Genomic DNA, 26,356 nt, shown 5'->3' on the forward strand with positions numbered 1-26,356 from the left:
GATACCTGTTATCAACGGGCTATTCGTTCATTCAAAGCGGATAGCCCGTTTGTTATAATAAGGATTTTGAATACCTTGAAGACTGGGTGTTATATAGTTACAACAAAATCTGTTGGTAATAACCTTTCAATACCTATATTTAAGGTTGAACCGCTTCTTTATTTTATTTTTTTAGTGCATATTTGTGACAGAATACCACAAAACAGATTCTTTAGAGCAGCTAAACTTCAGATCTCATTGACTGCTTTAATGTTCAAAATCCACATCCTACGTCAAACTTCCTAACAAAAAATCATGTTACCGGGAAGTGAAAATCTCTCTCTTTGCAAGATTATTTTGTAAATTCAGCGAACCTAATTCCATTGATAAAAATAAAATATTTTGGAACGATTGTACTCCATTAGATTTTACTGGTGCTTACTTTTCATAGGACTAATAAATACCTCATTAGCTCAGAATAATACTATTAGCGGAAAAGTAATTAATAAAGAAACCAAAGCTCCTGTAGCCGGTGCCAGCGTTTTTATTTCAGGTACATCACGCGGTACAATTTCTAACAATGAAGGCGAGTTTACACTGCTGAATATCCCCAACGGAAAATTCGATCTGGTGGTTACTAACGTAAGCTTTCAATCATATGTAAGACCGTTCAATGTTACCGAACTGCCTTTAACGCTCAATATTGAGCTTGATCTAAAGGTAACAGAGTTGGAACAGGTAATTATACGGCCTTATGAAGAAGATACCTGGGCTAAATGGGGCCTGTTTTTTACCGAAACATTTATCGGTACCTCACTCTACTCTAAACAAACCGTTATTAAAAATAAGGAGAGTATAAAATTCCGTTATTATAGAAAAGAGCAGATTCTCGAAGCTTTCTCAGAAGGCCCGATTATTATTGAAAACAGAGCTTTAGGATATACTATACAATATCAGTTAGAACATTTTCAGTATAGTACCAAAGAGCGTAAACTGCTTTACTATGGATTTACTCTTTTTGAAGACATGGCTGATGATCGGCGTCGTGTTCCCAGAAGATGGGCTTATAACCGAACTGCCGTATATGAAGGATCAATGGTGCATTTCTTTAAATCGCTTTACGACAGAAAATCGGAACAGAACGGTTACGAAGTGCGGATTCTGAAAAAAGGAAAAAATATAGAACGCGAGCGTGTGGCAGCCATTTACCAGGAAATAAAAGCCAATATTGATAGCTTCGGATTAGTAAATGTTGAAGTAGATAATGACTCTTTAAACTATTATTCAGGAATCATGCGTCAGTCTGAATACGTAGATTATTTACAAAAAGATCCGATCAATCCGGAGAACTTTATCATTGACCATACACTGTCTGAAAAAGAATTATTTTTCAACGATTATTTGCATATCCGTTATAAAAAGAAATTAGAGGATATTGAATTTATTCATCACACCAGAGAGAATAGAAAAGCATTTAATCCGACTTCAGTTATATTCCTCGACGAAAAAACGCCGGTTTCTGTAAATCGTCACGGCAACTTCTATCCTCCGCAGAATGTGGTTTGTTCAGGCTATTGGGCCTGGAGCGAAAAAGTAGCCACTTTATTACCATTAGATTATGATCCGGATGAATTTATGAAAGTTAAAAACCCCGGAAAATAAAATTATTGTAAAAAGCCCTGCTGCTTCATGAACTCAATCAGTTTGGGAAGCCATGGTGTATTATCAGTAGTATTGTTTAAAGCAAAGCCGTGCCCGCCCGTTTTATAAATGAAAATATCATTCGGTATTTTTTGTTCACGTAATGCCCTTTGAAAACGTATACTGTTTTCAACCTTTACCGTTTTATCATCTATTGCATGCATCAAAAAAGTAGGAGGGGTATTAGGAGTAATACGCAGATCGTTTGAAAATGCTTTTATCAAAGAGTCTGAAGGTGTTTCTCCCAGTAAAAAAGTTCTGGAACCGGCATGCTGATATTCATTACTTAAATTTATCACCGGATAAATCAATGCCCCGAAATCAGGACGTAAAGATATCGTCGTTTGCTCCGGCAGGTAATTCGTTTCAAAATGTGTAACTGCAGTTGATGCCAGATGCCCTCCGGCACTGAATCCCATCACACCTACTTTAACCGGATTAATACCTAACTCTTTCGCATGCGTACGAACATATAAAATTGCCTGTTGTAAATCCTGTATTGGTCCGATGTTCTTATTAAACATAGTACTGTCTAGCGGATGACGATATTTCAATACCAGACAGGTAATGCCGTATTCGTTAAGGGCTTTTGCTACCAGTGTGCCTTCTTTCGTGTAGGCAAGGTGTTTATATCCTCCGCCGGGCGCAATGATCATTACAGTTCCGTTGGGTTGGGTAGGTTTATGAAGTACAAGATTGGGAACCGATACTTTTTCATAACTGACCCAGCCCTGATTATTGATGGTTTCTATCTCTTTAACCTGATGTTTTTTGTTGTTGGGAATTTCTTTCGGATATAGAGAAATAGTAGTTTGTGCAGTTACTGTAAAAGGTATGCTGAAAAGTAACAGGCCTATAAGTTGTTTCATGTACGTGAATTGTTAAAGGGGTTTAGGAAATCACAGTTTTTTTATGAAAATTACGTTAAATGCGCGAATGTTCATTTTTTCAATGTAACCTTTTTGGTTTCTTACAGTCATACTAATAAAGAAGGAGGTCATTATGAGAAACAAATTTACCCTTATCGCTTTATTATCTTCACTCATCTTTTTAACAGGTTGTAGTAAAGATATACTGAGACCTTATGAAGATCGCTTAGAAGGAGGAACCTGGAGATTAGATAGAGTTAATGAGGTTGGCTTCCCTCGTTCATCGATTACTATCCTTAGAGGAGATTATACTTTCTACAGTGACGGAGGTATGGTTTATCAGGATCGTTACGGTGGATTCTTTGAAGGCGATTGGCAAATCAGAAAATTTTTGTCTGATGAATGTTATATCGATGACTGGGGTAACTCAGTTTGTAACAGTGAGTACTGGAGAGAGTTAACTATTTATGCGGTTGATTACGACACCAGAGAAAGGATACGCATCATTTTTGACGATATCCGTTTCACCGGTACCAATACTTTTAAAGGATACATTTATGACGTTGGGGGTACTTATATTTTTACCTTCAGACGATAATCAGATAATAAGTCCTCTATATATATTTTCTACCTGGCGGGTCATGGTAGCTGCACTATACGTATCAGAGATGGTTTGTATGGCACGGTTACCTAATCCGCTTCTTTTTTGCGGATGCTGCGCCAGGTCAACAATAGCATCAGCGAGTGTTGAGTCGATATTGTTCATTGAAACAAGTACTCCGTTTTGCTGATCCTGCAATACTTCTTTCGTACCGTCAACATACGTACCGATAACAGCTTTTCCCATTGCCATGGCTTCGAGCAGAGCAATCGGTAATCCTTCCCACAAAGAAGGTAAAACAAAGATGTCGGCATTTGCCAGTACCGCCGGAACATCCTGACGGAATGATTGGAAAACAACTGCCTCCTGAATACCCAACTCTTTGACTATTTCCAGTGCTTTAGGCTTCTGATCACCATCTCCCACCATTACCAGACGCATTTTAGGGTGCTTTTTTAAAGCCAGAGCAAATGATTTGATCAACTGCCAGGGTTGTTTTTGATGAATGAATCTGGCTACAAATAAAACCACTACATGATCATCGGGGATACCCCATTCCTTTCTTAAATCGGGATAGGAGTTACGGGGATTGTATTTATCCTGATTAATTCCGTTATTAATGACGATTGAATTAAATCCTTTAATGGCATTTTTTCCGGTAGCCTGATTAGATGCGGAAACAGAAATGTTCACATTTGCCTGACGGGTCAGGAAGCCTTCAGAATAAGTTCTGATTTTTTTTACCAGAAAGTTCTGATCGTCGTGAAACGACCAGCCGTGAATGGTATATACTACAGGTAGTTTAAGTTGTTTGGCAGCCCAAAAACAATTCGAGAAAGCACGGGTACCGTGTGCATGAACCAGACGGATATTTTCCGATTTGATCAGGTGCTGTACTTTTTTCCATACCCCCATATCGAATGGTTTGGTGGTAGGAATCACATAAGTTTTAATACCGGCTGCTTTTAACTGGTCAACCATCGGACCTTCAGTATGCGAGAGTACCACCGGTTCATAAACCGACCGGTCAAGGTTTTCCACTAAACTCAATAAATGGCTTTCTCCGCCACCAATCTGACCCTGACGAATGGTTTCAAGAATTTTAATAGGCTGGTTCATGCTGCAATATAAAAAAAGATTTTTCTTTTACCATTAAGGAGTAAGTACTGCTTACAATTGAAAACGTGGTTAAAGGCAATTTTCACCATTAAGAAATTAAGAAGATCTTTCCGCTTCGCTTTGGCTCATTCTATCTTATAATCACCATCATAAACATGAAGAAAATGAAGTTGAAAAGCCAATGAAGTGCTGTCTTCCGCGCTGCTTTACCTTCATACCTTCATTCTCTTCATGTTTCCCATTAACATTTCAAACATAGGAGAAATTAAGGGAATTCAGAAGAAGATTTCTCCATCTGAATTCCCTTACTAACCATAGCCGGCTTAATTTCTTAATGGTAAATATTTTACTTTATACTTATAAAACCAGCATCGCATCACCATAACTGAAGAAGCGGTATTTGTCTTTAATTGCTTTTTTGTAAGCTTCCATTGCCAGATCGTATCCCGCAAAAGCACAAGTCATGATCAACAGACTGGTTTTGGGTAAATGGAAATTGGTAATCAAAGAATCAGCAATATTGAACTCGTAAGGAGGGTGGATGAAAATATTAGTCCAGCCTTCACTTGGTTTCAATAATTTTTCGGCAGTATAAGATGATTCGATCGCACGCATGGTAGTAGTACCTACGGAGCAGATTCTATTACCGTTTTCGATCGCTTTATTAACGATTTTACAAGCAGTATCATCGATGTTGTAATATTCAGCATCCATTTTATGTTTGCTAAGATCTTCAACTTCGATGGGGCGGAAAGTTCCTAAACCGGTATGTAAAGTCACTTCTGCAAATCTTACTCCTTGAATTTCGAGGCGTTTAATCAATTCACGACTGAAGTGTAAACCTGCGGTCGGAGCTGCTACAGCGCCTTCGTGTTTAGCATAAACCGTTTGGAAACGTTCTTTATCTTCAGGTTCAGGTTTGCGTTTGATATATTTAGGTAAAGGCGTTTCTCCTAAAAACTCAAGCATAGCACGAAACTCGTCGTCAGATTTATCCCACAAAAAGCGAATGGTTCTTCCTCTTGACGTGGTATTGTCGATTACTTCAGCAACTAATTCATCATTTTCGCCGAAGTAGAGTTTATTACCTACACGGATTTTACGGGCAGGATCAACGATCACATCCCATAAACGGTTAGGTTTATTCAGTTCTCTAAGTAGGAAAACTTCGATTTTAGCACCCGTTTTTTCCTTTCTGCCATACATTCTGGCAGGAAACACCTTTGTGTTGTTAACTACAAATACGTCTTTGTCATCGAAATAATCTAAAATATCTTTAAAAGATTTGTTTTCGATGTTGCCGGTTTTCCGGTTAACTACCATTAATCTGGAATCCTCACGTTTTTTTGTAGGGTGTTGGGCGATTAAATTGAGTGGTAAGTCGAATCTAAACTGAGAAAGTTTCATTGTTTGTTTTTTCAATTTTCACTTTCCACAACTATCAAACACGGTGAGGGGAGACTTTATCAAATAACCAGGTCTTACGGCACCAGGATTGATAATAGTGTGGACTTGAATGAATCAAGCGTGCAAAATTAAATGAATTAATAGAATAATACAAATAAATATACCCGGCAAGCTGTCTGAGTCTTATCTTGTTGGTTTACAATTAGATAAGATATTTGGAATTATCCGGTATTTTTAGTATATTTTATAATAATGATGCCAGCCCTGGTATTAAAACTTCAGGTGGCGAATGGTTAAACCATCGTTCATCAGTTGCTTTAACGAATCAATTCCGATTTTAATATGTCGTTCAACAAATACGGCGGTAACTTTTTTGTCACTTTCTTCTGTTTTTACGCCCTCAGGAATCATAGGTTGGTCGCTCACCAGTAACAATGCACCGGTAGGAATTTTATTGGCGAAACCCACAGAAAAGATGGTAGCGGTTTCCATGTCTACTGCGTAAGCTCTGATTTTTTGAAGGTATAACTTAAAATCTTCGTCGTGTTCCCATACGCGTCTGTTGGTGGTATACACTGTACCCGTCCAGTAATCTACTCCATAATCGCGGATAGTGGTTGAAACGGCTTTTTGCAGGGCGAAAGCGGGTAGGGCAGGTACTTCCGGTGGAAAATAATCGTTTGAGGTTCCTTCTCCACGAATACCAGCAATCGGTAAAATCAGGTCGCCGATATTGTTTCTCTTTTTCAAACCGCCACATTTTCCTAAAAATAATACCGCTTTCGGGTTGATGGCCGAAAGCAGGTCCATCACAGTTGCTGCACTGGGGCTACCCATTCCAAAATTGATAATGGTGATTCCTTCTGCAGTAGCACATTGCATAGGTCTGTCAAGTCCTGCAATTTCTACACCATGCATCTCAGCAAATATCTTCACATAATTGGAAAAGTTCGTTAAAAGGATGTATTCTCCGAAGTTAATTAACTTCTCTCCTGTATAACGGGGCAACCAGTTATCGACGATTTCTGCTTTTGATTTCATATATTCTTTTGATTTTATAGTGTTTGCTATAGATTTGTGCAACAAGAATTTGATAAAAATAATGATTTCAATTGACTATCCCAGCTATTCTTTCCGTTCCAGGTCTGCTGAAGGGTTGAACTATATCTTTGATCCTTTTCGTAAGCGGTGGGTGTTACTGACACCTGAGGAGTGGGTGCGTCAAAACTTTCTGCAATACATTCATCAAACCCTGCTGTATCCGAAATCTTTAATCGCAGTTGAAAAAGCACTTCAACTGGGTGAGTTAAAGAAGCGGTTCGATATCCTGCTTTACAATAACGCACAGAAGCCGTTTTTGCTCGTAGAGTGTAAAGCAAGTAACATAAAATTAACAAGTGAAGTTTTACAACAGGCACTGAGATATAACTTATCCATCCCCGTTCCTTACATTGTGATTACCAACGGGCTAGAAACATATGCTTTTAAGAAAACTGAAACCAATCTGGTAGAGATCGCTGAAATACCTTGTTTTTAGTGAGAAAAGCGCAAACGTTTGCGCGAAATGGCGTTTGAAATTGGTCTAATTTGACCACCTAATCAATCGTGCCATACTCACAAAACACAACTCTATGTACAGGAAGCCAATGGTTCTAGTGGTGGATGATGATCAGGATGATCGTGATCTTCTTTTACATATCTATCAGTCACATGCCCTAGCTGATATTGACTTACATATTTTAGAATCTTCTGATGAATTATTTAATCTTTTAAAACAAGGTATTACACCTGATCTGTTGATTTTAGACCAGAATATGCCTCGGTTATCTGGGTTGGAGATACTGGCAAAACTCAGGAAGGATGGCCGCTATGAATCACTATCGATTCTGCTGTTTACAACAGTAATGGATGATGCTTTGTGTCAATCAGCCTTTGATCTGGGTGCTAACGGAGTATACAAAAAACCTGTTTATTACAAGGATTTTAAAGAAGTGTTCTTATGTGTTTTGTATTATGCCGAAGAGTGCGAACAGGGGGTGCGGTATCATCCGCATTAGAGCCTGGTCAGCAGAAAATGCCGAACGTTTGTATCCGCAAGCGCGTTTTGTTACTGTTTTGTAAAAATAAGCAGGTTCGGCATAAACATTTATAGTATCACCGGCTGTTGATACGTCGCTTACCTCAGTCGTACGCATAAAAAAGCCTCCGTTGTAACGGAGGCTTTTTCTATCAATAGATTGATCAGTTAAGGGAAGATGCCTAATTCAGCATAACTGGTAGCTACTTTATTAATAGCCACTAAGTAAGCTGCTGTACGCATATCAGGAACTTCGGGGTTATTTTTCCAGGCTTCAACGATCTCGCGGGTAGCGGTGATCATTGTTTCTTCAAGGCCTGAACGAACGATGTCTACCTCATCCGGTCCGTGCATAATTGTTTCACGCACTTTGTTATCAGCTTTTTTACCGGTAAGGTTTTCGATCTGCCCTAAGATCTGTGTATTTTGATTTTCAGTGAAGCGTTTTTCCATTCTTCCGTAACGAACGTGGCTTAAATTCTTTAACCACTCGAAGTAAGAAACTGTTACACCACCTGCGTTTAAGTACATATCAGGAACAACTAATCTGCCGTTTTTGGTAAGGATTTCATCTGCTTCAGGAGTTAAAGGACCGTTTGCAGCTTCACCGATGATTTTAGCTTTGATTCTTGGAGCATTTTCCGCATTGATCACGTTTTCTAATGCTGCAGGAATCAGAACATCACAATCCATTTCCAATGCCTCGGTGTTAACCGCAAAGTTATTCGCACCAGGGAAGTTGAGAATAGAGCCGGTTGCTTTTCTGTGCGCTACTACTGCATCAACGTCTAAACCCTGATCGCTCCAGATAGAACCTTCGTACTCTGCTAAACCAACAACAATAGCACCAGCATCCTGGAAGAATTTTGCTGAATGGTAACCTACGTTACCTAAACCTTGTACCACTACACGTTTGCCTTCCACACCAGTGGTCAGACCAACTTTCGCTGTCAGGTCTTCCATATTTAAGATCTCACGTAATCCGTAAAATACGCCTAAGCCGGTGGCTTCTTTTCTACCACGAACACCACCTTGGGTAACCGGTTTACCGGTAACGCAACCCAGGCCGTCAATTTCGCCAGGGCGCATAGAAGTGTAAGTATCCACGATCCATGCCATTTCTCTTTCACCTGAACCGTAGTCGGGTGCAGGAACGTCTAAACCTGGTCCGATAAAGTTTTTCTTAATCAGTTCAGAAGTATAACGGCGGGTGATTTTTTCTAAATCATATGCGCTATACTTACGGGGATCGATAGAAATACCTCCTTTAGCACCACCGAAAGGAACGTTTACAATAGCACATTTAAAGGTCATTAATGCTGCTAATGCCATTACTTCGTCTAAGTTAACAGAAGTGGCATATCTGATACCTCCTTTACAAGGAAGTTTGTGATGCGAGTGCTGAACACGGTAAGCTTTAATTACCTCTATTTTGTCGCCAATTTTTACAGGAAAATGCATTCTGTAAACGGCGTTACATTGTTTTATCTGTTCCAGAACACCTGGATCCCATTTAGTGTATTTGGCAGCTTTATCAAAACTCATTTGAACTGCGTCAAAGAAACTGTAATCTGACATGTAAAAAGCATTTTAATGGTGAATCGTTATTACAAACTGAAAAGTCAATAACAATAACAGCATTTAAAAATTGATTCTATTCAAAGGCTGGAACAGTGTAAGGGTTGAAGATATTTTAACCGGCTACACACCGAATTGTCCATTGGCTGATCAAAGATATAAAGAACTTATTTTTCTAGTTTACTAATCTTGCGATCTATACGGATGACATACAATAATAAACCTACTAAAACGGTGAGCACTACTGCCAGTACCACGTAGATTTTACCATTTGCATTCATGCCGGTCGGCGTATTAGCAGGGGTGTTTTCTTGTGCAAAGCTGTACAAAAAAAACATACAGGCTAACAGCGAGCTGAACACTTTTTTCATAAAATGAATTTAATATGATTTTTCTTCAATTTTTCTTATCCGTATCCATAAGGTGGTAATCCATGTACCTAATAAAGTCCATCCTAATACTGCGGGCCAGAAAATGACTCTCAGGGAGGGATCTAAGCTTGAACCACTTAAACCGGGATTACCTTCCGATCCTTGTCCACCAGGGTGTAAAGATTCAACCATCCGGGGTAAGATCATAATTAAAGGAATATAGATAAAGAATGCAAAGACGTTGTAAACGGCCGATATTCTGGCTCTTTTATCAATATCGGTCACAGCACTTCTCAGAATGAAGTATGCCAGATAAATCATCATGGCTATGGCTACACCTAACTGCTTGGGATCGTTATTCCACCAGCTGCCCCAGGTATGTTTAGCCCATATAGAACCCGTGAGCAAACCCAATGCACCGAAAATTGTACCTGTCTGTGCAAAAGCCTGCGCTTTAATATCACTTTCAATGGTATTCTTCGACAGGTTAATAACAGCATAAACCAAAGACACAAAAAGGAGAATCATTTGCCCAAACCACATCGGAACATGGAAAAAGAAGTTTCTCATTGTCTCATACAAGTTGCTGGTCAGGTACGCTGTTTCATAGGGAAGTTTCACTAAAAAGCCTCCAATGAAAGTGTACAGTAAAAGCAACACACATAATATTTTCCACCAGTTTCGGCGCATAATCGGTTGTTGGATGTTGAATCAGCTTTGGTAAGCTGATTTAAAGTGAGCAAAATTAGGGTAACACCTAGTAAATCAAAAATTTCAATCATTAAATTATTTAAAGCAACGTTAATGTTTTGGAACTATTAATAGTTGCTTTATTAGTAATTATTAATGGTTTGATGTTTTCTTTTAAATGCAATTTAAAGAACTTCGGGTTTCCCCCGTTTTCTACAATTTTTTTAGTCTTTCCATAAAAATGGAAATAATATTACGGCTAAAGCCAATATCAATAAATTAAATCCTATTAGCAATGCTATCAACGTGCTTAAGCCACTTTGTATTATATCGCTGAATGCAATATTGCTGATCCGCATGAGTAATTGCAGTTGCGGAATGATTAAGGGAAATCCCATGATGGCCATCAATGCCGCATTTTGCTGAGCCCGTGCCGCTATTGCCGCTAAAAAAGTGAATACCAGGCTCAAACTGGCACCACCGATCAATGCAATACCCCAAAAAATAAAAGGTGATTCAATGGGTAAGCCGAACAAAACAAAGAATAACAATAAACTCACTGAGCTCATTGTCATCATCAGTAATATATTAAAGATCAGTTTTGCAATAATAAAGTGTCTTGGGCCGGCTATTGTGTAGAAATAATACATTCTGCCATTACTCTCCTGTAAAAAACTTTTGGCAACGGCATTTACACAAATGAAGATCTGTATCATCCAGTACAAACCGTTCCATACTTTTTCTTCAGGCTGGTCGATAGCCATTTTTAAAACAAAAATGGTAGATACTACATACAATAATACGCCGTACAGAGAGTATTGCTGGCGTATTTCCAGTAAAAAATCTTTTCGTATCAGTGTAAGAATATGTTTCATTTCTTAGCTATGGTAGCACTTTCTGCATCTTGGTTCGTAAATATCTTTTTCACCCAATAATATCTGAGCATCATTGTTGGCAGCGCTTCTGCGATAAGAGAAGTTGGCAATGTCACCGCATTGTACGCAAATCGCATGCAGTTTGGTGATAAAATCTGCCCGGGCAAGTAAATTAGGCATTTGTCCGAAAGGGCGTTTCAGATAATCCATATCCAGACCGGCAACAATTACCCTGATGCCTTTTAATGCCAGTTGATCACAAACATCCGGTAATTGGTCGTCGAAGAATTGTGCTTCATCTATGCCTACTACGTCTACATGGCTGGCCATCAGTAAAATGGTTTGCGAGTTTTCTACCGGGGTAGAAGGGATGCTGGTTTCATCATGGCTCACAATGTTCATTTCATCATAGCGGGTATCAATGGTCGGTTTAAAAATCTCTACCTGAAGGTTAGCAATTTTAGCCCTTTTTAATCGTCTGATCAGCTCTTCGGTTTTACCAGAAAACATAGAACCGCAAATGACTTCTATATAACCTCTCTTAATTCCTGATATATTGGGTTCAATAAACATCTACAAATAGGTATAATAATTGTTAACTTTACGGAAATAATTAATTTATATCTCAAAATTGTTATGGAGCGTTTACAACAATTAATCGGCAAATTAAACGAACAATTCGGACAAAATGCCGATCCTGCTCAATTATTAGTTACAATAAAACTGATAGAGGCAGAATTAGTTCGCAAAACAGCCAGTCAATTTGAAAATAGTCAGGTTGAGTCAAAGTCGCGTATTGCTGTGGTAATGCCGGCCGCTGCACCTGTCTATGTACCTACGCAACCCGAGATAGTAGAAAAACCTAAGGAAGAGGTACCGTTCACTCCCCCGCCTGTATCGGTAGAAGTTCCGTCTGTGATAGAGCAGTTTGTGCAGGAAGAACAAGACGAAACGGAAGAAACTGTTGCCAATGCGCTCGACACCATCAATCCGTTGGTAGAAGTACCGACACTTGCTCACCAGCAAGTGATTAAAGAACTCAATGAAATAATCGGTTCCACCGGCACTTCCGCTTCATTAAACGATCGGTTGAAATCTGATCAGATGGAACTGGGCCTGAAACTCAATTCAACAGCTCCCGTAAAAGATCTTAAAAAGGCAATCGGTATTAATGAGCGATACACCTTTATTAATGAACTGTTTAGAGGAGATGAAGCAATGTTTGAAAGAAGTCTTAAAACGATCAACTCCTTTAAAATATATGCAGAAGCAGCATATTGGATAGAACGCGAACTGAAAGTAAAACAAGGATGGGACGAAGGAAAGCCTGTTACCCAGGAGTTTTACCTGTTAGTGAAAAGGCGTTTTCAGTAATAAAATGCATGATTTTCGCAGTTGCCCCGGTTTGCGATTGAACATATTCACCTGCTTCACGGCAGGTTTTTTTGTATAAAGCCTCCTCTTTAAATAAAAGATTCAATACTTCTTCCAGTTCCAGTGCCGTACTTACCGAATAGGCGATCTGCCGCTCTACCATTGCTTTTGCTTCGGCGAACTTTTCATAAACAGGTCCGAATACGACCGGCTTGCCATAAACTGCCGCTTCCAGTGTATTATGAATACCCGATTTATTGAATCCGCCTCCTATATAAGTAATAGATGCATATTGATATAACGACGCCAGCATACCAATATTATCTATAATGAGGGTATGTGCAGTAATTGATTGGGCCGGATTTTTAATTAATTCAGAATAACGGATCGTATTTTTGAACAACTGTTCAATGTCTTTCAAATGTTCTTCATCTATCTCGTGGGCAGCAATAATGAACCGGATCGAATTATTAACATTAATATAATGACTTAGTATTTCCTCGTCGGCTTCCCAGGTACTGCCGGCTACAATAACCTGATAACCATTGCAAAATGATTGAACAGCAGGAAAATTTTTGGCTTCTCTGGCAATGGCGGTTACTCTGTCAAACCGGGTGTCATTGGTGATGGTAATTTTTTCTTCACGAATATTGATACTTCGTAATAATGAAGCGGAAGATTCGTTTTGTACAAAAAAATGGGTAAAAGCGTCCAGCATATAGCGGTGTAAACGTCCCCATGGTTTAAAAAATGCCTGGCTCTTGCGGTAAATTCCCGAAACCATCAGAACCGGAATATTCCTTTTCCTGAGTTGTGTAAGATAGTGGTACCAATATTCGTATTTAACCCACAAAACCAATTGAGGATTAATTAATTCAATGAACTTTTGGGCATTTTTTTTGCTATCCATCGGCAAGTATATTACCAGATCGGCTCCGGAGTAGTTTTTGCGGATTTCATAGCCGGAAGGAGAAAAGAAGGTAAGTACAATTTTTGCTGAAGGGTATCGGTCTTTAAAGGCCTCTAAAACCGGTCGCCCCTGTTCAAATTCACCTAAAGAAGCACAATGCATCCAGATGGTGAAGCTGTCAGCAGATTTTAACGAAATGTTTTCAAGCCGCGAAGGCCAGTTTTGCCTGCCCTTTTTCCAGGCGGCAGCTTTACGGTTCCAAAGCGCAACTATATGAATGCCTATAAGATATAGTTTACAAAATAAATTATATATAAATAAATGCAAAGTCGAAAAGTTTTAACTTAGCAAAAGTAAATTTAAATCTTTAGAAACCTACCACTTATACAGGATTGTAGAAACCAGTTTTTTACAGTAGGTTTGTGCCCCTTTTAAACACAAATTGAATTACTTATGCGGCCAATACAAATGGTTGATTTAAAGCAACAGTATAATCATATCCAGAACGAGGTGAAAGCGGCGATTGATGAGGTTTTGCAAAGTGCCGGATTTATTAATGGTAAAGCTGTTCAGGATTTTACACAATCTCTTTCTCAATATTTATCTGTTAAACATGTGATTCCTTGTGCAAATGGCACAGATGCTTTGCAAATTGCCTTGATGGCTTTGGGTTTAGAACCGGGCGACGAGGTAATTACTCCTTCTTTTACTTTTATTGCCACTACTGAAGTGATTGCTTTACTCAAGCTGAAACCGGTTTTTGTAGATGTGGATCCGGAAACATTCTGTATTGAGCCTTCGGCAATAGAAAAAGCTATTACTCCAAAAACGAAAGCAATCGTTCCTGTACATTTATATGGTCAGGCAGCTAATATGGAAGCGATTATGAAAATTGCTTCAGCTCACGGATTGTATGTAATAGAAGATAATGCACAGGCAATCGGTTCTTCCTTTACCTTTGCAAACGGTGAAACTAAAAAGGCCGGTACCATCGGTCATATTGGTGCAACATCTTTCTTTCCGTCTAAAAATTTAGGCTGTTATGGCGATGGTGGTGCAATATTCACCAACGATGATACGTTAGCTGACAAGATAAAAATGATTGCAAATCACGGCCAGAGTAAACGCTATTATCATGATGTAGTGGGTTGCAACAGCCGCTTGGATAGCGTACAGGCTGCGGTTTTAAATGTAAAATTACCGCGTCTGGATGACTATATAAAAGCACGTCAGGCAGCAGCTGATTTTTACGACAAGGCCTTTGCCGGTCTGTCGTCTGTCACCACTCCTGTACGCGCAAATTACAGCGATCATGTGTTTCATCAATATACCATCTTATTGGAAGGAGTAGATCGGAATGCCCTGAATGAGCACCTGGCATCCAGAAATATCCCTTCAATGATTTATTATCCAGTACCTGCACACCGTCAAAAAATGTTCGAATCTTTTGGTGGAAGTGAATATGAATTACCTGTCACAGATTGGTTAACGCAAAGATGTTTGTCATTGCCAATGCATACCGAATTGGATCAGGAACAATTAGCGTTTATTACCGAATCTGTAATTGATTTTATAAAAAAATAAGCCCTTAATAACCTTGACCTTAACCCAAAAAAAATAGATTCATTTATGAAAATTGCAGTCGTTGGTACTGGATATGTTGGTCTAGTAACCGGTACTTGTTTCGCAGAAACAGGTAATGAAGTTGTTTGTGTTGATATTGATCAGAATAAAGTAAATAAATTAACAAACGGTCAAATCACCATTTATGAACCAGGTCTTGAGAAGCTATTCTTGCGAAATCTGAAAGAAGACCGTTTACGTTTTACCACTGATTTAGCTGCCGGTGTAAAAGATGCTGCTATTATTTTCCTTGCATTACCAACTCCTCCGGGCGAAGACGGTTCTGCCGATTTAAAATACGTTTTAGGGGTAGCTGAAGATTTAGGAAAAATTCTTACTGACTATAAAGTTATTGTTGATAAAAGTACTGTTCCTGTAGGAACCGCTGAAAAAGTTCATGCAGCTGTTGCTAAAAACTTTAAAGGCGAATTCGATGTGGTTTCAAATCCTGAATTTTTACGTGAAGGTGTTGCTGTTGATGACTTCATGAAACCCGACCGCGTTGTAATCGGTGCTGCTACGGAAAGAGCTGCAAAATTAATGGGTGAATTATATGCTCCATTCGTTCGTTCTGGTAACCCGATTATCTATATGGATGTTCGTTCTGCAGAATTAACTAAATATGCAGCGAACTCTTTCCTTGCAACCAAAATCTCTTTCATGAATGAAATCGCCCAGCTGTGTGAGCGTCTGGGAGCTGATGTTGATATGGTTCGTAAAGGAGTAGGTAGCGATGACAGAATCGGTAAAAGATTCTTATTCCCTGGTATCGGATACGGTGGTAGCTGTTTCCCTAAAGATGTACAGGCATTGGTGAAATCTTCTACAGAAGTGAGTTATGATTTCAAAATACTGAATGCTGTAATGGATGTAAATGAACGTCAGAAATTACACCTGTTACCAAAAATAAACGAATATTTCAAAGGCAATCTGAAAGGAAAAACTTTTGCTTTGTGGGGACTGGCATTTAAACCTAATACTGATGATATCCGCGAAGCTCCGGCTTTATATATCATCGATGAGTTAATCAATGCAGGTGCCAAAGTAGTAGTGTTCGACCCGGAAGCTATGAATAATGTAAAAGGTCTATTAGGGGATAAAATCACTTATGCTGCTAATCAATATGATTGTTTAGATGGCGCTGATGCATTAATTATTGCTACAGAATGGAATGAATTCAGAACCCCTGACTTTTTGAAAATGGTGAAAGCGCTAAAATCTAAAGTGATTTTTGACGGCCGTAACTTATTCGAAACAGATGCTATCAGAGATCTTGGATTCTATTATGTTAGTATCGGTAGAGCTATTGCTGATCCTTCAAAAAAATAATTAAACTATGAGTCGTAAAAGAGTTCTTATAACCGGTGCTGCAGGATTTTTAGGTTCACATCTTTGTGACAAGTTTATTGCAGAAGGATTTCATGTAATTGCAATGGATAACCTGATCACAGGAGATCTTAAAAATATTGAACACCTGTTTAAGCTGGAACAATTCGAATATTATCATCATGACGTGAGTAAGTTTATTCACGTACCGGGTGAATTAGATTATATTTTGCATTTTGCTTCTCCGGCTAGTCCGATCGATTACCTGAAAATTCCTATTCAAACATTAAAAGTAGGATCATTAGGAACGCATAACTGTTTGGGACTGGCACGTGCAAAAAAAGCCCGTATCCTCGTTGCTTCAACTTCTGAAGTTTACGGAGATCCGAATGTACATCCTCAGAATGAAGACTATTGGGGAAATGTAAACCCGATCGGTCCGAGAGGAGTATATGACGAAGCAAAACGTTTCCAGGAAGCCATTACCATGGCTTACCATACTTTCCATGCCGTAGAAACAAGAATCGTGAGAATCTTTAATACTTACGGCCCGAGAATGCGATTGAACGACGGGAGAGCATTACCGGCATTTATCGGACAAGCTTTAAGAGGTGAAGATCTGACTGTATTTGGAGACGGGTCACAAACCAGAAGTTTCTGTTATGTTTCTGATCTGATTGATGGAATCTACAGACTGCTGATGAGTGATTATATCTATCCGGTAAACGTAGGTAATCCTTCTGAAATAACTTTAAAAGAGTTTGCTGAAGAAGTAATTGCTTTAACCGGAACCAGCCAGAAAATTATTTATAAAGAATTACCGAAAGACGATCCTAAGCAACGCCGCCCGGATATTACCCGTGCAAAAGAAATACTTGGATGGGAACCGAAAGTTGACCGTGCCGAAGGATTGAAGCGGACTTATGAATACTTTAAAAATCTTCCTCAGGAAGAATGGTTCAAGCAACCGAAAGAATTTAAAAGTTACTAAAGAAATATAACATGATTGATCAGCCCCGACAGGCTGATCAATCATGTTAATCAATATTCTATAAAAGTTGTACATCAATCATGTATTTATCACTTCAGAAAAAAGAAAAAAAACTTGCTGTAATCGGATTAGGATATGTAGGATTACCGATAGCGCTGGAATTTGCAAAGCATTTTAGCGTAATCGGCTTTGATATTAATCAGAAACGTATCGACATGATGCGTAATAAAAAAGATCCTAGTAATGAATTAGAGTCAGATGCGTTTGACGGATGTGATATCAGTTTCACTGCTGATCTTGATGAGTTAAAGCAAGCTAACTTTTTTATAGTTGCAGTACCGACCCCCGTAGATAAATACAATGTTCCTGATTTAACCCCGTTAGAAAAAGCTTCCGAAACAATCGGAAAAGTTTTAAAAAAAGGTGACTACGTAGTATATGAATCTACCACTTATCCCGGATGTACAGAAGATGATTGTTTACCAATATTAGAAAGCATTTCAGGATTAAAGTTGGGCGATTTTAAGCTGGGCTATTCACCAGAACGTATTAACCCGGGCGATAAAGTACATACTTTATCAAACGTGGTAAAAGTTGTTTCAGGGTCTGATAAAGAAGCTTTGGATGTAATTGCGCAGGTTTACGAAACTGTTGTTAAAGCAGGCGTACACAGAGCTTCTTGTATTAAAGTGGCTGAAGCGAGTAAAATTGTTGAAAATACACAACGCGACCTGAACATTGCGTTAATGAATGAACTCTCTATTATTTTTGATAAAATAGGTATCAATACTTTCGAAGTACTGGAAGCCGCCGGCACCAAATGGAACTTTCTGAAGTTTCAACCCGGTTTGGTAGGAGGGCATTGTATCGGTGTAGATCCTTATTATCTGACCTATAAATCTTCTGCCTTAGGTTATGAATCAAAAGTAATCTCTGCCAGCAGATTCATCAATGATGATATGGCAAAATATGTTGCCAGAAAAATCATTACCCACGTACTGCGTAACTCGAACGAACCAAAAGTTCTGGTAAAAGGATTAACATTTAAAGAAAATGTCAGCGATATTCGTAACTCTAAAATTGTTGAAACTGTAAAGGAGTTAATCGCTTTTAATATTAAAGTAGATCTTGAAGATCCATATGCGGAGGCTGAAGAAGTATTGGAAGAATACGGACTGCAGCTGTCTGAAAAAACAAATAAAAAGTATGATGCAGTAATTATTACTGTTCCGCACAAACCATATACCGAATTATCGCAGAAAGATTTTGAGGATATTACACATCCTCATGCATTGATCGCTGATTTGAAAGGTATATTCAAAAACAAAATTCCTACAAGAAAATATTGGAGTTTATAATGCAAAACTTTTCAAAAAAAATAATGATTACAGGTGGAGCCGGATTTATCGGCTCCCATGTAGTTCGTTTGTTTGTTAATAATTACCCTGATTATTTAATCGTTAATTATGACGCATTAACTTATGCAGGTAATTTAAATAATTTGAAAGATATAGAATCGTCAGCCAATTACCGCTTCGAAAAAGGCGATATTCAAGACGAAAATCTCGTAAAAGAACTGTTCGAAAAATATCAGTTCGACGGTGTTATTCACCTGGCTGCAGAATCACATGTAGATCGTTCTATTCTTGATCCGCTGGCATTTGTAAAAACAAATGTACTCGGAACCGTTAATCTTTTAAATGTTGCAAAGAATTTTTGGAAGAACGATTATAATGGTAAAAGATTCTATCATGTTTCAACCGATGAAGTGTATGGTTCTTTAGGACAGGAAGGTTTCTTTACCGAAACCACTGCTTATGACCCACGCTCTCCTTACTCTGCTTCTAAAGCATCGTCTGATCATTTTGTAAGAGCTTATCATCATACCTACGGATTACCGGTGGTAGTAAGTAATTGCTCTAATAATTATGGTTCTTATCATTTTCCTGAGAAGCTGATTCCGCTAATGATCAATAACATTGTTCATAGTAAGCCGCTACCGGTTTATGGTAAAGGTGATAATATCCGCGACTGGTTGTTTGTTGAAGACCACGCCCGTGCTATTGATATTATTTTTCATAAAGGCAGTAATGGCGATACTTATAATATCGGCGGTTTCAATGAATGGAAAAATATCGACCTGGTACATTTATTATGTGCAGTAATGGATGAGAAACTGAACCGTGCCGCTGGTACCAGTGCAAAACTTATTCAGTTCGTTACCGATCGTCCAGGTCACGATATGAGGTATGCAATTGATGCTACTAAACTGAATAAAGAATTAGGATGGCAACCTTCTCTTCAGTTTGAAGAAGGACTGCGTAAAACTGTTGATTGGTATCTATCAAACGAAGATTGGATCAAAAATGTAACTTCTGGTGATTATCAATCTTATTACCAGAAACAATATTCAGACAGATAAAAGTTGAACGATGCCTTTCATTAATACAGATATCCCTGATCTAAAAATATTTGAACCTGCTGTTTTTGGTGACAGTAGAGGAGCTTTTTTTGAATCATATAATTATAAAACATTTTTAGATGCCGGCATCAGTGCCGTGTTTGTGCAGGATAATCAATCTGAATCTACTTACGGAGTAGTAAGGGGATTGCATTATCAGCGTGGTGAATACGCCCAGTCTAAACTGGTGCGCGTACTGGAAGGCGTTATATATGATGTTGCCGTTGATCTGAGAAAAGATTCTCCTACTTATAAACAAAGTTTTTGTGTCGAACTATCAGCTCACAACAAAAAGCAATTGTATGTTCCTAAAGGTTTTGCACACGGATTTTCCGTATTAAGTGAAAAAGCAGTGGTGATGTACAAATGTGACCAGTTCTATAATAAGGAAAGTGAAGGTGGAATTATTTATAATGACCCGTCACTCAACATTGATTGGAAAGTGCCGGCTGATAAAATGATTGTTTCTGAAAAAGATGTGATATTACCTCAGCTCGCTGATGCGAAATATGACTTTGTTTACTTAAAGGATCTTTTCAAAAATATATAATTTTCCATTTTGAGCCTTATCCAAAATATATTAATAACCGGAGGTAACGGTCAGGTGGCACAAGCATTGAGTTCTTTGCTTGCGCCCTGGGAAGACCTCCAGTTGTTTTTTGAAAACAGAACCAATCTGCCAATCGATAATGAAGAGGTTTTACGTAATTGGTTCTCTGTTAACAAACCTAAATTCTGTATTAATACTGCGGCTTACACCGCCGTTGATAAAGCTGAATCCGATCAGGAAAATGCCTACAGAATCAATGCTACAGCAGTTGGTTTACTCGCAAAAATCTGTGCAGAGTACAATACCAAACTCATCCATATTTCTACCGATTATGTTTTTGACGGCACCTCATCCGAACCTTTAAAAGAAGACGCCCCAACTGGTCCTATCAGTGTATACGGCGCCAGTAAACTGGCAGGTGAACATGCTGCCCGCGAAGCAAACCCCGACGTTATTATCATTCGTACGGCCTGGGTATATTCTATTTTCGGAAACAACTTCGTTAAAACAATGGTTCGGCTGATGAATGAACGCGATCACCTGAATGTGGTGAATGATCAGATCGGCGCTCCTACATATGCTGTAGATCTCGCAGCTGCTATTCAGAAAATTATTAATGATAGCGCCTTTCAATCACATTACTGGAAACCGGGCATTTATCATTATTCCAACACCGGTAAAATCAGCTGGTTTGATTTTGCAAAAGCTATTGCTGCTATTATTGAAGCCAAAACAACCGTTGAAGGTATACCTACCGCAGCGTATCCTACTCCGGCCAGAAGACCCGCTTTCTCACTGTTAGATACTACCAAAATTCAGGAAGTATATCAGGTACAAGTACCTGAATGGAAACAAAGTTTAGAAAAATGCCTGCGCTTACTTACAAAGTAACCGGCAAAATCTACGATTATGAGTTACAAAAATTGTGATATTATTTGTTTTACCTTATCGCGTTGGGATTCTTTCATTTCTTCGCCAGCTTTGGCGTTGGCAAAAGAGTTTGCTAAAAATCACCGTGTATTTTATGTAGAACATCCATATTCGTGGAAGGACTATTATAAAGAGAAAAATTCTCCTGCAATTCAGAACCGCAAAGCTGCGTTGCTGAAAGGAAAAAACATTTATACTAATCCTGAAACATTACCGGCTAATATTACGATTGTAACCCCGAAACTGACTTTGCCGATTAATTTTTTACCCAAAGGAAGCCTCTATGAAACTTTGAGTAAAAAGAATGATAAAGTTGTTTTAGATGCTATCAGAAGAACCATTAAAGATTTTAAACTCACCAACTACGTTTATATCAACTTCTTTGATCCCTATTTTGTGCGTTCGCTTCCGGCGGATATAAAACCTTTATGTTCGGTGTATCAGTCAATGGATGATATCTCACAGGTAGGATACTCGAATCGTCATGGTACCAGACTGGAAGAAGAGATTATCAGAAACTTTGATATCACTTTATGTACATCGAAAGAGCTTACACGGTTAAAATCTCCTTTTAATAAAAATGTATTCTTTCACCCGAATGCTGCAGATATCGACGTTTTTTCCAAAGCGGTGAATGAAACTTTACCGATTCCTGAAGAAATAAAAGATATTACTACACCAATCATCGGGTATACGGGAAGTATTGAATATCGCTCAGACTTTGAGCTACTCAGAAAAATCGCTGAAACTCATACCGATAAAACGTTGGTTTTTGTAGGACCCATTCAGGGGTCTGAAGTAGATGAGTATGGGCTGAAAAGCTTACCGAATGTTCGCTTTATAGGTTCCCGGAAAATAGATCAGTTACCACCTTTTTTACAACGATTTGATTGTGTGATCATACCGTTCAAAAAGAATACATTAACGAAAAGTATTTATCCTCTTAAAATTAATGAATACCTGGCTGCGGGTAAACCGATTATTGCTACTCACTTTTCTGAAGATATTTATAGCTTCAATGATGTTGCATATGTGGTAGATGATCATGAATCTTTCTTAACAACGATTGATCAGGCTATCCGCGAGAATAATGAGGAAAGAGTAATTGCACGCACAAAAAAAGCAGCCCAGAATACCTGGACTGCCCGTGTTGAACAGTTTTGGAATATCTTAAACAGGGTAAAACCGGTTTAAGGCTTAGGAATATGATTCTCAATCGGATAATTTCTTTTCTCATTTTTGGATGTATCACCAGGACGGCCGTTTTTGCTGTTATTATTCGGCATTCGGCGCGGATCTACCATTCTGTTAATAATTTCCTGCGTAATGGTATCATACTTAGCTGCCTGTTCAGGCGTACAGATATTTTTTACCTGACGGAAATGATTAAAAGTTCTTCTGTCTAATCTGGCCTGTACCAAACCTATATTTGCAGCCAGTTGGCTGATCTGGGCAGAATCAATATGGTCATTTTTCAACTCATTAAAAAAGTTGCGTCTGAGGGTTTTTACAGAATCCATTAAGATAAACTGTTGCTTCACAAACTTGTCTCTTAATTCATAATAAGCTTTCTGCTGAACTGAATCAAAGCCTAGTTCACGCACTACAAACTTACCCATACCACCTCTGTTTTCACCTCCATTATGATAATGGGGCTTTTCTTCAGTTTTTTTCATGGACCACATGAAACTTAAAGAGGTAATATTGGTAATTACTAAAGCGATAATAGCAAAAATCAATATCTTCTGTCTGTTACTTTCTTTCATTATTGACTTGGAATTTCATCGTATACAGAATAACTACTTACATTATATTCGTTGGCAATGACGGTAGCTATTTCCTGGATATCTGATGTTGAACTTTCAGTGTCGGTCATTCGGACAATGGTCATAACATTTAACGTCAACACCAAAGCTACTACTGACATAGCCACAGCCGGATTGGTTAAAAATCGAATGACAGGCGACTGTTGACGCTCTTTTTCGATTTTAGCCATCAGGCGAGTATAAAAGAAAGCCGGGGCAGATGCTCTTTGCATCCCTTTCAGGCTGTCTAAATACTCATCTTCTATGTTGTAATTTTTTTCCATTGGCTTGAAATTAGGTAATTCCTACTTATAAGACGTCATGTGGAAATAAAAACTTGCGCGGCTAACGAATATTGTTTTTGTTTAATGTTTTTTTAAGATTTTGCCGGGCCCGGAAAAGGAGAGATTCTACTGCCGACACGGATAGCTGCATGATTTGAGCTATTTCCTGGTAGGATAATTCTTCTGTATGATGTAAAATAAACGCAGTTTTTTGATTATCAGGTAGTTTCTTGACAATTTGGAACACGGCTGCCGCCTGCTCTTTTTTGTCATAAGCCACTCCGGGATGATAAAAGTCAACCGGATCGTGGATCAATTCATTGTTTTCGCCGAATAGTGAACTGATCAGGGCGAACCTTTTTTTTCTTTTTTTGTTTCGTAAAAAATCCAACGACTTGGTACTGGTAATGCGGTATAACCAGGTGGATAGCTTCGATTCTCCTTTAAATTGGCCGATAGATTTGTAAACCTGTATAAAAACATCCTGAGAAATATCCTCTGCATCGGCCTCGTTCTGTACAAAGCCCAAGGCTGTGTTGTACACCAGGTCCTGATAGGTGGCTACCAGCTCCTTGAAGGCAGTCGGATTACCCTCTTGCAGTTGTTGTATAATATTACTCTCTGTCAAGTTAGTGTTGGCTTAAATCTTCTGAAACGAAACCCTCCTGAAATTAGGTAAAAAAAAATAAGTTCTCCTCTTTTCTTAAAATCTTAGAGTAATCCTGATTTTTTATCGACCAAAGACATCTTTTCGCCCACTTATCAATCCACTTTACAGTGCTTCGGCCACTACCTGCTACCTTTTCTGGTATTCAAAAAAATTCCTTCTTATATTGATGAGTTTGTCGGTAACTTGGTTGCCTTCAAAAAAACTATTTTCTCAAAAAGAGATTTCTTACATTATTCCCTACTCGTTTCAACTGCCACTTCATGGTTTAAAAGCAGTTAATCCGGTTTATTCAGTTTTTGAAGATAAGTGCTGCATGTATTCAGAAAACGAGGGGATAAGGCTAGATTGTCATACCACGGTTTATCTTGATAACTCTACAGCTTAAACAATTAACGCTTTGCTTCATAAAAATACTGCCGGAGATTTTTGATGAAAATTTAGATGTTTATGTTTTCAGAATTAATAGACACTCCTTACTATTAATTAAAAAAAATAATTCTGTTTTATTTGCCATACAGATTTTATAATAAAATTGTTTGTTGTGCAGCTATAAGGGGTATAAATCTGTGAATCTTTATCAGAATGATTGCAATCGATATTTGTAAAGTTTTGAATTGAATTTTTCTACTGTTGATGCTAACTGGTTACAGGCTTCAGATAATTATGTTTTAAAGCCAGTGGTGTGCAAAGGGTTAAAAAATTGTTGTTATTTCAGCAAAAGAATTCCTGATTTTATCAGGAAATTATAATAATAAATAATTTGAATAATATTGATTTTTAGAACATTAATCACGTAAATGCATTACTATATAATTTAAATAGCAATATCAGAACAATGATAATTTATGTCAATAAGTATCATTGTTATTTTGAATAACAGTTTCAGGTAAAGGTATTTTACTTTTTCACGTCTGCAGTCAGATACAGGAGGTGGTAAGGATCAGTAGTATTGCACTCTACTACGATTGTTTTTACAATTATTCCAATATCTGATGTAGATGAATAGGTAACACTTAATAGTGCAGAGTCTCCAGGAATTATATTTTTTTTACTAACTTCAGCAACAGTACATCCACATTCTGTACCTATGTTCAGAATTTTCAGGGTATCACTGCCTGGATTGTATACAGTAAAGCTTAAATAAGCTGTATCATTTTGATGAATGGCACCAATATTTACAGAGTCATTTTTAGTGGAAAAAATTGCATTTGATTTATGCTCTTGTTCTGAGTTTTTGCAACTTAAAAAGGCTGTTGCCATAAAAAATAAAAAAAAGAACCTATTCATCCAACAAGGTTTTGATTTTAAAAATGTTTTCTGCTAAATAAACTTCCTTAATGTTATCACTAAATCCGTTTAATGTATATCTTATGAATCCATTTTTGTCAATAATGAATTCAGTAGGGTAGCCATTTACTTTTAATCTGTTGGCTATGGAGTCGTTTTTATCGTAAAATCTATTTAAAGAGCCTTCTTCTTTACAGGTTTCAATGTAAGTACTGAAATCGTCTGCTAATCCTGATTGAATGTAGATGATATAAAAGTTTGGGTGATTAATTTTTTCTTTTAAATCCATTATAATCGGATTCTTTATTTTACAGGGAGCGCAATTCTTGAAGTAAAATTCAATCAGATATACGTTACCCTTAATGAAATCAATAGGTTTGTAAGAGCCGTTGTTGTCAATTACTTTAGTATTACTTATTAAATCGTTTACATGTATATTTGTAAGAATACTTTTATCAAGGCTTTTAAAGATGAAGACCGGTCGTATTAAAAAAAGCGTGGTGTAAAAAAAGACCCCTAAAATAGTAATGGATGCAAACTTGTAGAAAGGTTTTAAATCGTAAGTTTTATATCCTGTATAATATGAGATCGCTAAGAAAATCATATTTATCCCATTAATAAAGAGTAACTGCCATCCGAATATTATTACTGAAGCGCCTAATAAAAATGTTGTAAATATGAATGTCCAAAATATTTTTTTTTCAAAAGAAAAATATCTCATGAATAAACCAACAGAAAAGTAAATCAGCATAAATGCCAAAGGAGTTAGCCAAAATAATTTGAATGTTGATGTATAGCTGCACAAAATGAAAAGACAAAGTGCTGCTATAATTGTTATAATAACCGTTACTATATTCTTTATATATATATTCATTTTT

At 37.9% G+C, this 26,356-nt stretch carries 28 protein-coding genes; 13 read left to right on the forward strand and 15 right to left on the reverse strand.

Annotation, left to right across the window (positions count from 1 at the left end; all coding sequences use genetic code 11):
* The first annotated feature begins 381 nt into the window (after window positions 1-381).
* Window positions 382-1,641 (forward strand): carboxypeptidase-like regulatory domain-containing protein, encoded by a 1,260-nt coding sequence (locus D9O48_RS13610; RefSeq protein WP_158624898.1) that lies wholly within the window; start codon window positions 382-384, stop codon window positions 1,639-1,641.
* Between the two features lie 2 nt (window positions 1,642-1,643).
* Here D9O48_RS13610 and D9O48_RS13615 read toward each other — a convergent pair whose 3' ends face one another.
* Complete coding sequence (locus D9O48_RS13615; protein ID WP_126973535.1) at window positions 1,644-2,549, reverse strand: alpha/beta hydrolase; 906 nt, start codon at window positions 2,547-2,549, stop codon at window positions 1,644-1,646.
* 133 nt (window positions 2,550-2,682) lie between these two features.
* Between D9O48_RS13615 and D9O48_RS13620 the strand changes: the two genes are divergently transcribed.
* Complete coding sequence (locus D9O48_RS13620) at window positions 2,683-3,147, forward strand: hypothetical protein (RefSeq protein WP_126973536.1); 465 nt, start codon at window positions 2,683-2,685, stop codon at window positions 3,145-3,147.
* Here the strand turns inward: D9O48_RS13620 and D9O48_RS13625 are convergent, their stop codons facing one another.
* The 3 genes from D9O48_RS13625 to D9O48_RS13635 all read right to left on the reverse strand — a co-directional run bounded on the left by D9O48_RS13625 (window position 3,148) and on the right by D9O48_RS13635 (window position 6,717).
* The gene (locus D9O48_RS13625) at window positions 3,148-4,269 is read right to left on the reverse strand and encodes a glycosyltransferase (RefSeq protein WP_126973537.1); all 1,122 of its coding nucleotides are present in this window, start codon (window positions 4,267-4,269) and stop codon (window positions 3,148-3,150) included. It lies immediately after the preceding gene.
* 357 nt (window positions 4,270-4,626) lie between these two features.
* A complete protein-coding gene (queA, locus tag D9O48_RS13630; RefSeq protein ID WP_126973538.1) occupies window positions 4,627-5,676 on the reverse strand; it encodes a tRNA preQ1(34) S-adenosylmethionine ribosyltransferase-isomerase QueA in 1,050 nt (349 codons plus the stop codon).
* Window positions 5,677-5,946: 270 nt separating this feature from the next.
* Window positions 5,947-6,717 carry an AMP nucleosidase gene (locus D9O48_RS13635; RefSeq protein WP_126973539.1) on the reverse strand — a complete coding sequence of 257 codons (771 nt, stop codon included), beginning with the start codon at window positions 6,715-6,717 and terminating at the stop codon, window positions 5,947-5,949.
* Between the two features lie 61 nt (window positions 6,718-6,778).
* Here D9O48_RS13635 and D9O48_RS13640 point away from each other — a divergent pair, with 61 nt between their 5' ends.
* Both D9O48_RS13640 and D9O48_RS13645 read left to right on the forward strand, forming a co-directional pair.
* A complete protein-coding gene (locus D9O48_RS13640; protein ID WP_126973540.1) occupies window positions 6,779-7,213 on the forward strand; it encodes a type I restriction enzyme HsdR N-terminal domain-containing protein in 435 nt (144 codons plus the stop codon).
* Window positions 7,214-7,307: 94 nt separating this feature from the next.
* The gene (locus D9O48_RS13645) at window positions 7,308-7,733 is read left to right on the forward strand and encodes a response regulator (RefSeq protein WP_126973541.1); all 426 of its coding nucleotides are present in this window, start codon (window positions 7,308-7,310) and stop codon (window positions 7,731-7,733) included.
* A 188-nt stretch (window positions 7,734-7,921) separates the two neighbouring features.
* On the opposite strand, the gene D9O48_RS13650 is transcribed toward D9O48_RS13645, so the two are convergent.
* The 5 genes from D9O48_RS13650 to D9O48_RS13670 form a co-directional block, all read right to left on the reverse strand.
* Window positions 7,922-9,331 carry a Glu/Leu/Phe/Val family dehydrogenase gene (locus D9O48_RS13650; RefSeq protein ID WP_126973542.1) on the reverse strand — a complete coding sequence of 470 codons (1,410 nt, stop codon included), beginning with the start codon at window positions 9,329-9,331 and terminating at the stop codon, window positions 7,922-7,924.
* A 167-nt stretch (window positions 9,332-9,498) separates the two neighbouring features.
* Window positions 9,499-9,702 carry a CcmD family protein gene (locus tag D9O48_RS13655; protein ID WP_126973543.1) on the reverse strand — a complete coding sequence of 68 codons (204 nt, stop codon included), beginning with the start codon at window positions 9,700-9,702 and terminating at the stop codon, window positions 9,499-9,501.
* Between the two features lie 9 nt (window positions 9,703-9,711).
* The gene (gene ccsA / locus D9O48_RS13660) at window positions 9,712-10,392 is read right to left on the reverse strand and encodes a cytochrome c biogenesis protein (protein ID WP_126973544.1); all 681 of its coding nucleotides are present in this window, start codon (window positions 10,390-10,392) and stop codon (window positions 9,712-9,714) included.
* A gap of 224 nt (window positions 10,393-10,616) precedes the next feature.
* Window positions 10,617-11,267, reverse strand: coding sequence for a heme exporter protein CcmB (locus D9O48_RS13665; RefSeq protein ID WP_126973545.1), 651 nt, complete (start codon window positions 11,265-11,267; stop codon window positions 10,617-10,619).
* Between the two features lie 3 nt (window positions 11,268-11,270).
* On the reverse strand, window positions 11,271-11,840 hold the full coding sequence (locus D9O48_RS13670) for a thymidine kinase (RefSeq protein ID WP_126973546.1): 570 nt from the start codon (window positions 11,838-11,840) through the stop codon (window positions 11,271-11,273).
* 63 nt (window positions 11,841-11,903) lie between these two features.
* On the opposite strand from D9O48_RS13670, the gene D9O48_RS13675 reads away from it, so the two are divergent.
* A complete protein-coding gene (locus D9O48_RS13675) occupies window positions 11,904-12,641 on the forward strand; it encodes a hypothetical protein (protein ID WP_126973547.1) in 738 nt (245 codons plus the stop codon).
* Here the strand turns inward: D9O48_RS13675 and D9O48_RS13680 are convergent.
* Window positions 12,598-13,878 (reverse strand): 3-deoxy-D-manno-octulosonic acid transferase, encoded by a 1,281-nt coding sequence (locus tag D9O48_RS13680; protein ID WP_126973548.1) that lies wholly within the window; start codon window positions 13,876-13,878, stop codon window positions 12,598-12,600. The two genes, D9O48_RS13675 and D9O48_RS13680, sit on opposite strands and share 44 nt — an antisense overlap.
* 126 nt (window positions 13,879-14,004) lie before the next feature.
* Between D9O48_RS13680 and D9O48_RS13685 the strand changes: the two genes are divergently transcribed.
* The 8 genes from D9O48_RS13685 to D9O48_RS13720 all read left to right on the forward strand — a co-directional run bounded on the left by D9O48_RS13685 (window position 14,005) and on the right by D9O48_RS13720 (window position 22,626).
* Window positions 14,005-15,135, forward strand: a complete 1,131-nt coding sequence (locus D9O48_RS13685; protein WP_126973549.1) for a DegT/DnrJ/EryC1/StrS family aminotransferase — start codon at window positions 14,005-14,007, stop codon at window positions 15,133-15,135.
* Window positions 15,136-15,180: 45 nt separating this feature from the next.
* Complete coding sequence (locus D9O48_RS13690) at window positions 15,181-16,503, forward strand: UDP-glucose dehydrogenase family protein (RefSeq protein WP_126973550.1); 1,323 nt, start codon at window positions 15,181-15,183, stop codon at window positions 16,501-16,503.
* Window positions 16,504-16,510: 7 nt separating this feature from the next.
* A complete protein-coding gene (locus D9O48_RS13695) occupies window positions 16,511-17,491 on the forward strand; it encodes a UDP-glucuronic acid decarboxylase family protein (protein WP_126973551.1) in 981 nt (326 codons plus the stop codon).
* An 80-nt stretch (window positions 17,492-17,571) separates the two neighbouring features.
* Window positions 17,572-18,849, forward strand: a complete 1,278-nt coding sequence (locus tag D9O48_RS13700; protein WP_126973552.1) for a nucleotide sugar dehydrogenase — start codon at window positions 17,572-17,574, stop codon at window positions 18,847-18,849.
* On the forward strand, window positions 18,849-19,913 hold the full coding sequence (rfbB, locus tag D9O48_RS13705; protein ID WP_233589247.1) for a dTDP-glucose 4,6-dehydratase: 1,065 nt from the start codon (window positions 18,849-18,851) through the stop codon (window positions 19,911-19,913). The genes D9O48_RS13700 and rfbB overlap by 1 nt, the downstream gene beginning before the upstream one ends.
* 10 nt (window positions 19,914-19,923) lie before the next feature.
* The gene (gene rfbC / locus D9O48_RS13710; RefSeq protein WP_126973553.1) at window positions 19,924-20,502 is read left to right on the forward strand and encodes a dTDP-4-dehydrorhamnose 3,5-epimerase; all 579 of its coding nucleotides are present in this window, start codon (window positions 19,924-19,926) and stop codon (window positions 20,500-20,502) included.
* 9 nt (window positions 20,503-20,511) lie between these two features.
* The gene (gene rfbD / locus D9O48_RS13715; RefSeq protein WP_199750579.1) at window positions 20,512-21,393 is read left to right on the forward strand and encodes a dTDP-4-dehydrorhamnose reductase; all 882 of its coding nucleotides are present in this window, start codon (window positions 20,512-20,514) and stop codon (window positions 21,391-21,393) included.
* Window positions 21,394-21,411: 18 nt separating this feature from the next.
* Complete coding sequence (locus D9O48_RS13720) at window positions 21,412-22,626, forward strand: glycosyltransferase (protein ID WP_126973554.1); 1,215 nt, start codon at window positions 21,412-21,414, stop codon at window positions 22,624-22,626.
* Here the strand turns inward: D9O48_RS13720 and D9O48_RS13725 are convergent.
* The 5 genes from D9O48_RS13725 to D9O48_RS13745 all read right to left on the reverse strand — a co-directional run bounded on the left by D9O48_RS13725 (window position 22,623) and on the right by D9O48_RS13745 (window position 26,352).
* Window positions 22,623-23,108 carry a Spy/CpxP family protein refolding chaperone gene (locus D9O48_RS13725; protein WP_148114548.1) on the reverse strand — a complete coding sequence of 162 codons (486 nt, stop codon included), beginning with the start codon at window positions 23,106-23,108 and terminating at the stop codon, window positions 22,623-22,625. The two genes, D9O48_RS13720 and D9O48_RS13725, sit on opposite strands and share 4 nt — an antisense overlap.
* 89 nt (window positions 23,109-23,197) lie before the next feature.
* Complete coding sequence (locus tag D9O48_RS13730) at window positions 23,198-23,521, reverse strand: hypothetical protein (protein ID WP_126973556.1); 324 nt, start codon at window positions 23,519-23,521, stop codon at window positions 23,198-23,200.
* Between the two features lie 61 nt (window positions 23,522-23,582).
* Complete coding sequence (locus D9O48_RS13735; RefSeq protein WP_126973557.1) at window positions 23,583-24,149, reverse strand: RNA polymerase sigma factor; 567 nt, start codon at window positions 24,147-24,149, stop codon at window positions 23,583-23,585.
* A 939-nt stretch (window positions 24,150-25,088) separates the two neighbouring features.
* Window positions 25,089-25,478 (reverse strand): DUF1573 domain-containing protein, encoded by a 390-nt coding sequence (locus tag D9O48_RS13740; RefSeq protein ID WP_126973558.1) that lies wholly within the window; start codon window positions 25,476-25,478, stop codon window positions 25,089-25,091.
* On the reverse strand, window positions 25,471-26,352 hold the full coding sequence (locus tag D9O48_RS13745) for a TlpA family protein disulfide reductase (protein WP_126973559.1): 882 nt from the start codon (window positions 26,350-26,352) through the stop codon (window positions 25,471-25,473). The genes D9O48_RS13740 and D9O48_RS13745 overlap by 8 nt, the downstream gene beginning before the upstream one ends.
* Window positions 26,353-26,356 lie beyond the last annotated feature (4 nt).

Origin of the sequence: Gynurincola endophyticus (genome assembly GCF_003991195.1) — a bacterium.
Classification (GTDB): domain Bacteria; phylum Bacteroidota; class Bacteroidia; order Chitinophagales; family Chitinophagaceae; genus Gynurincola; species Gynurincola endophyticus.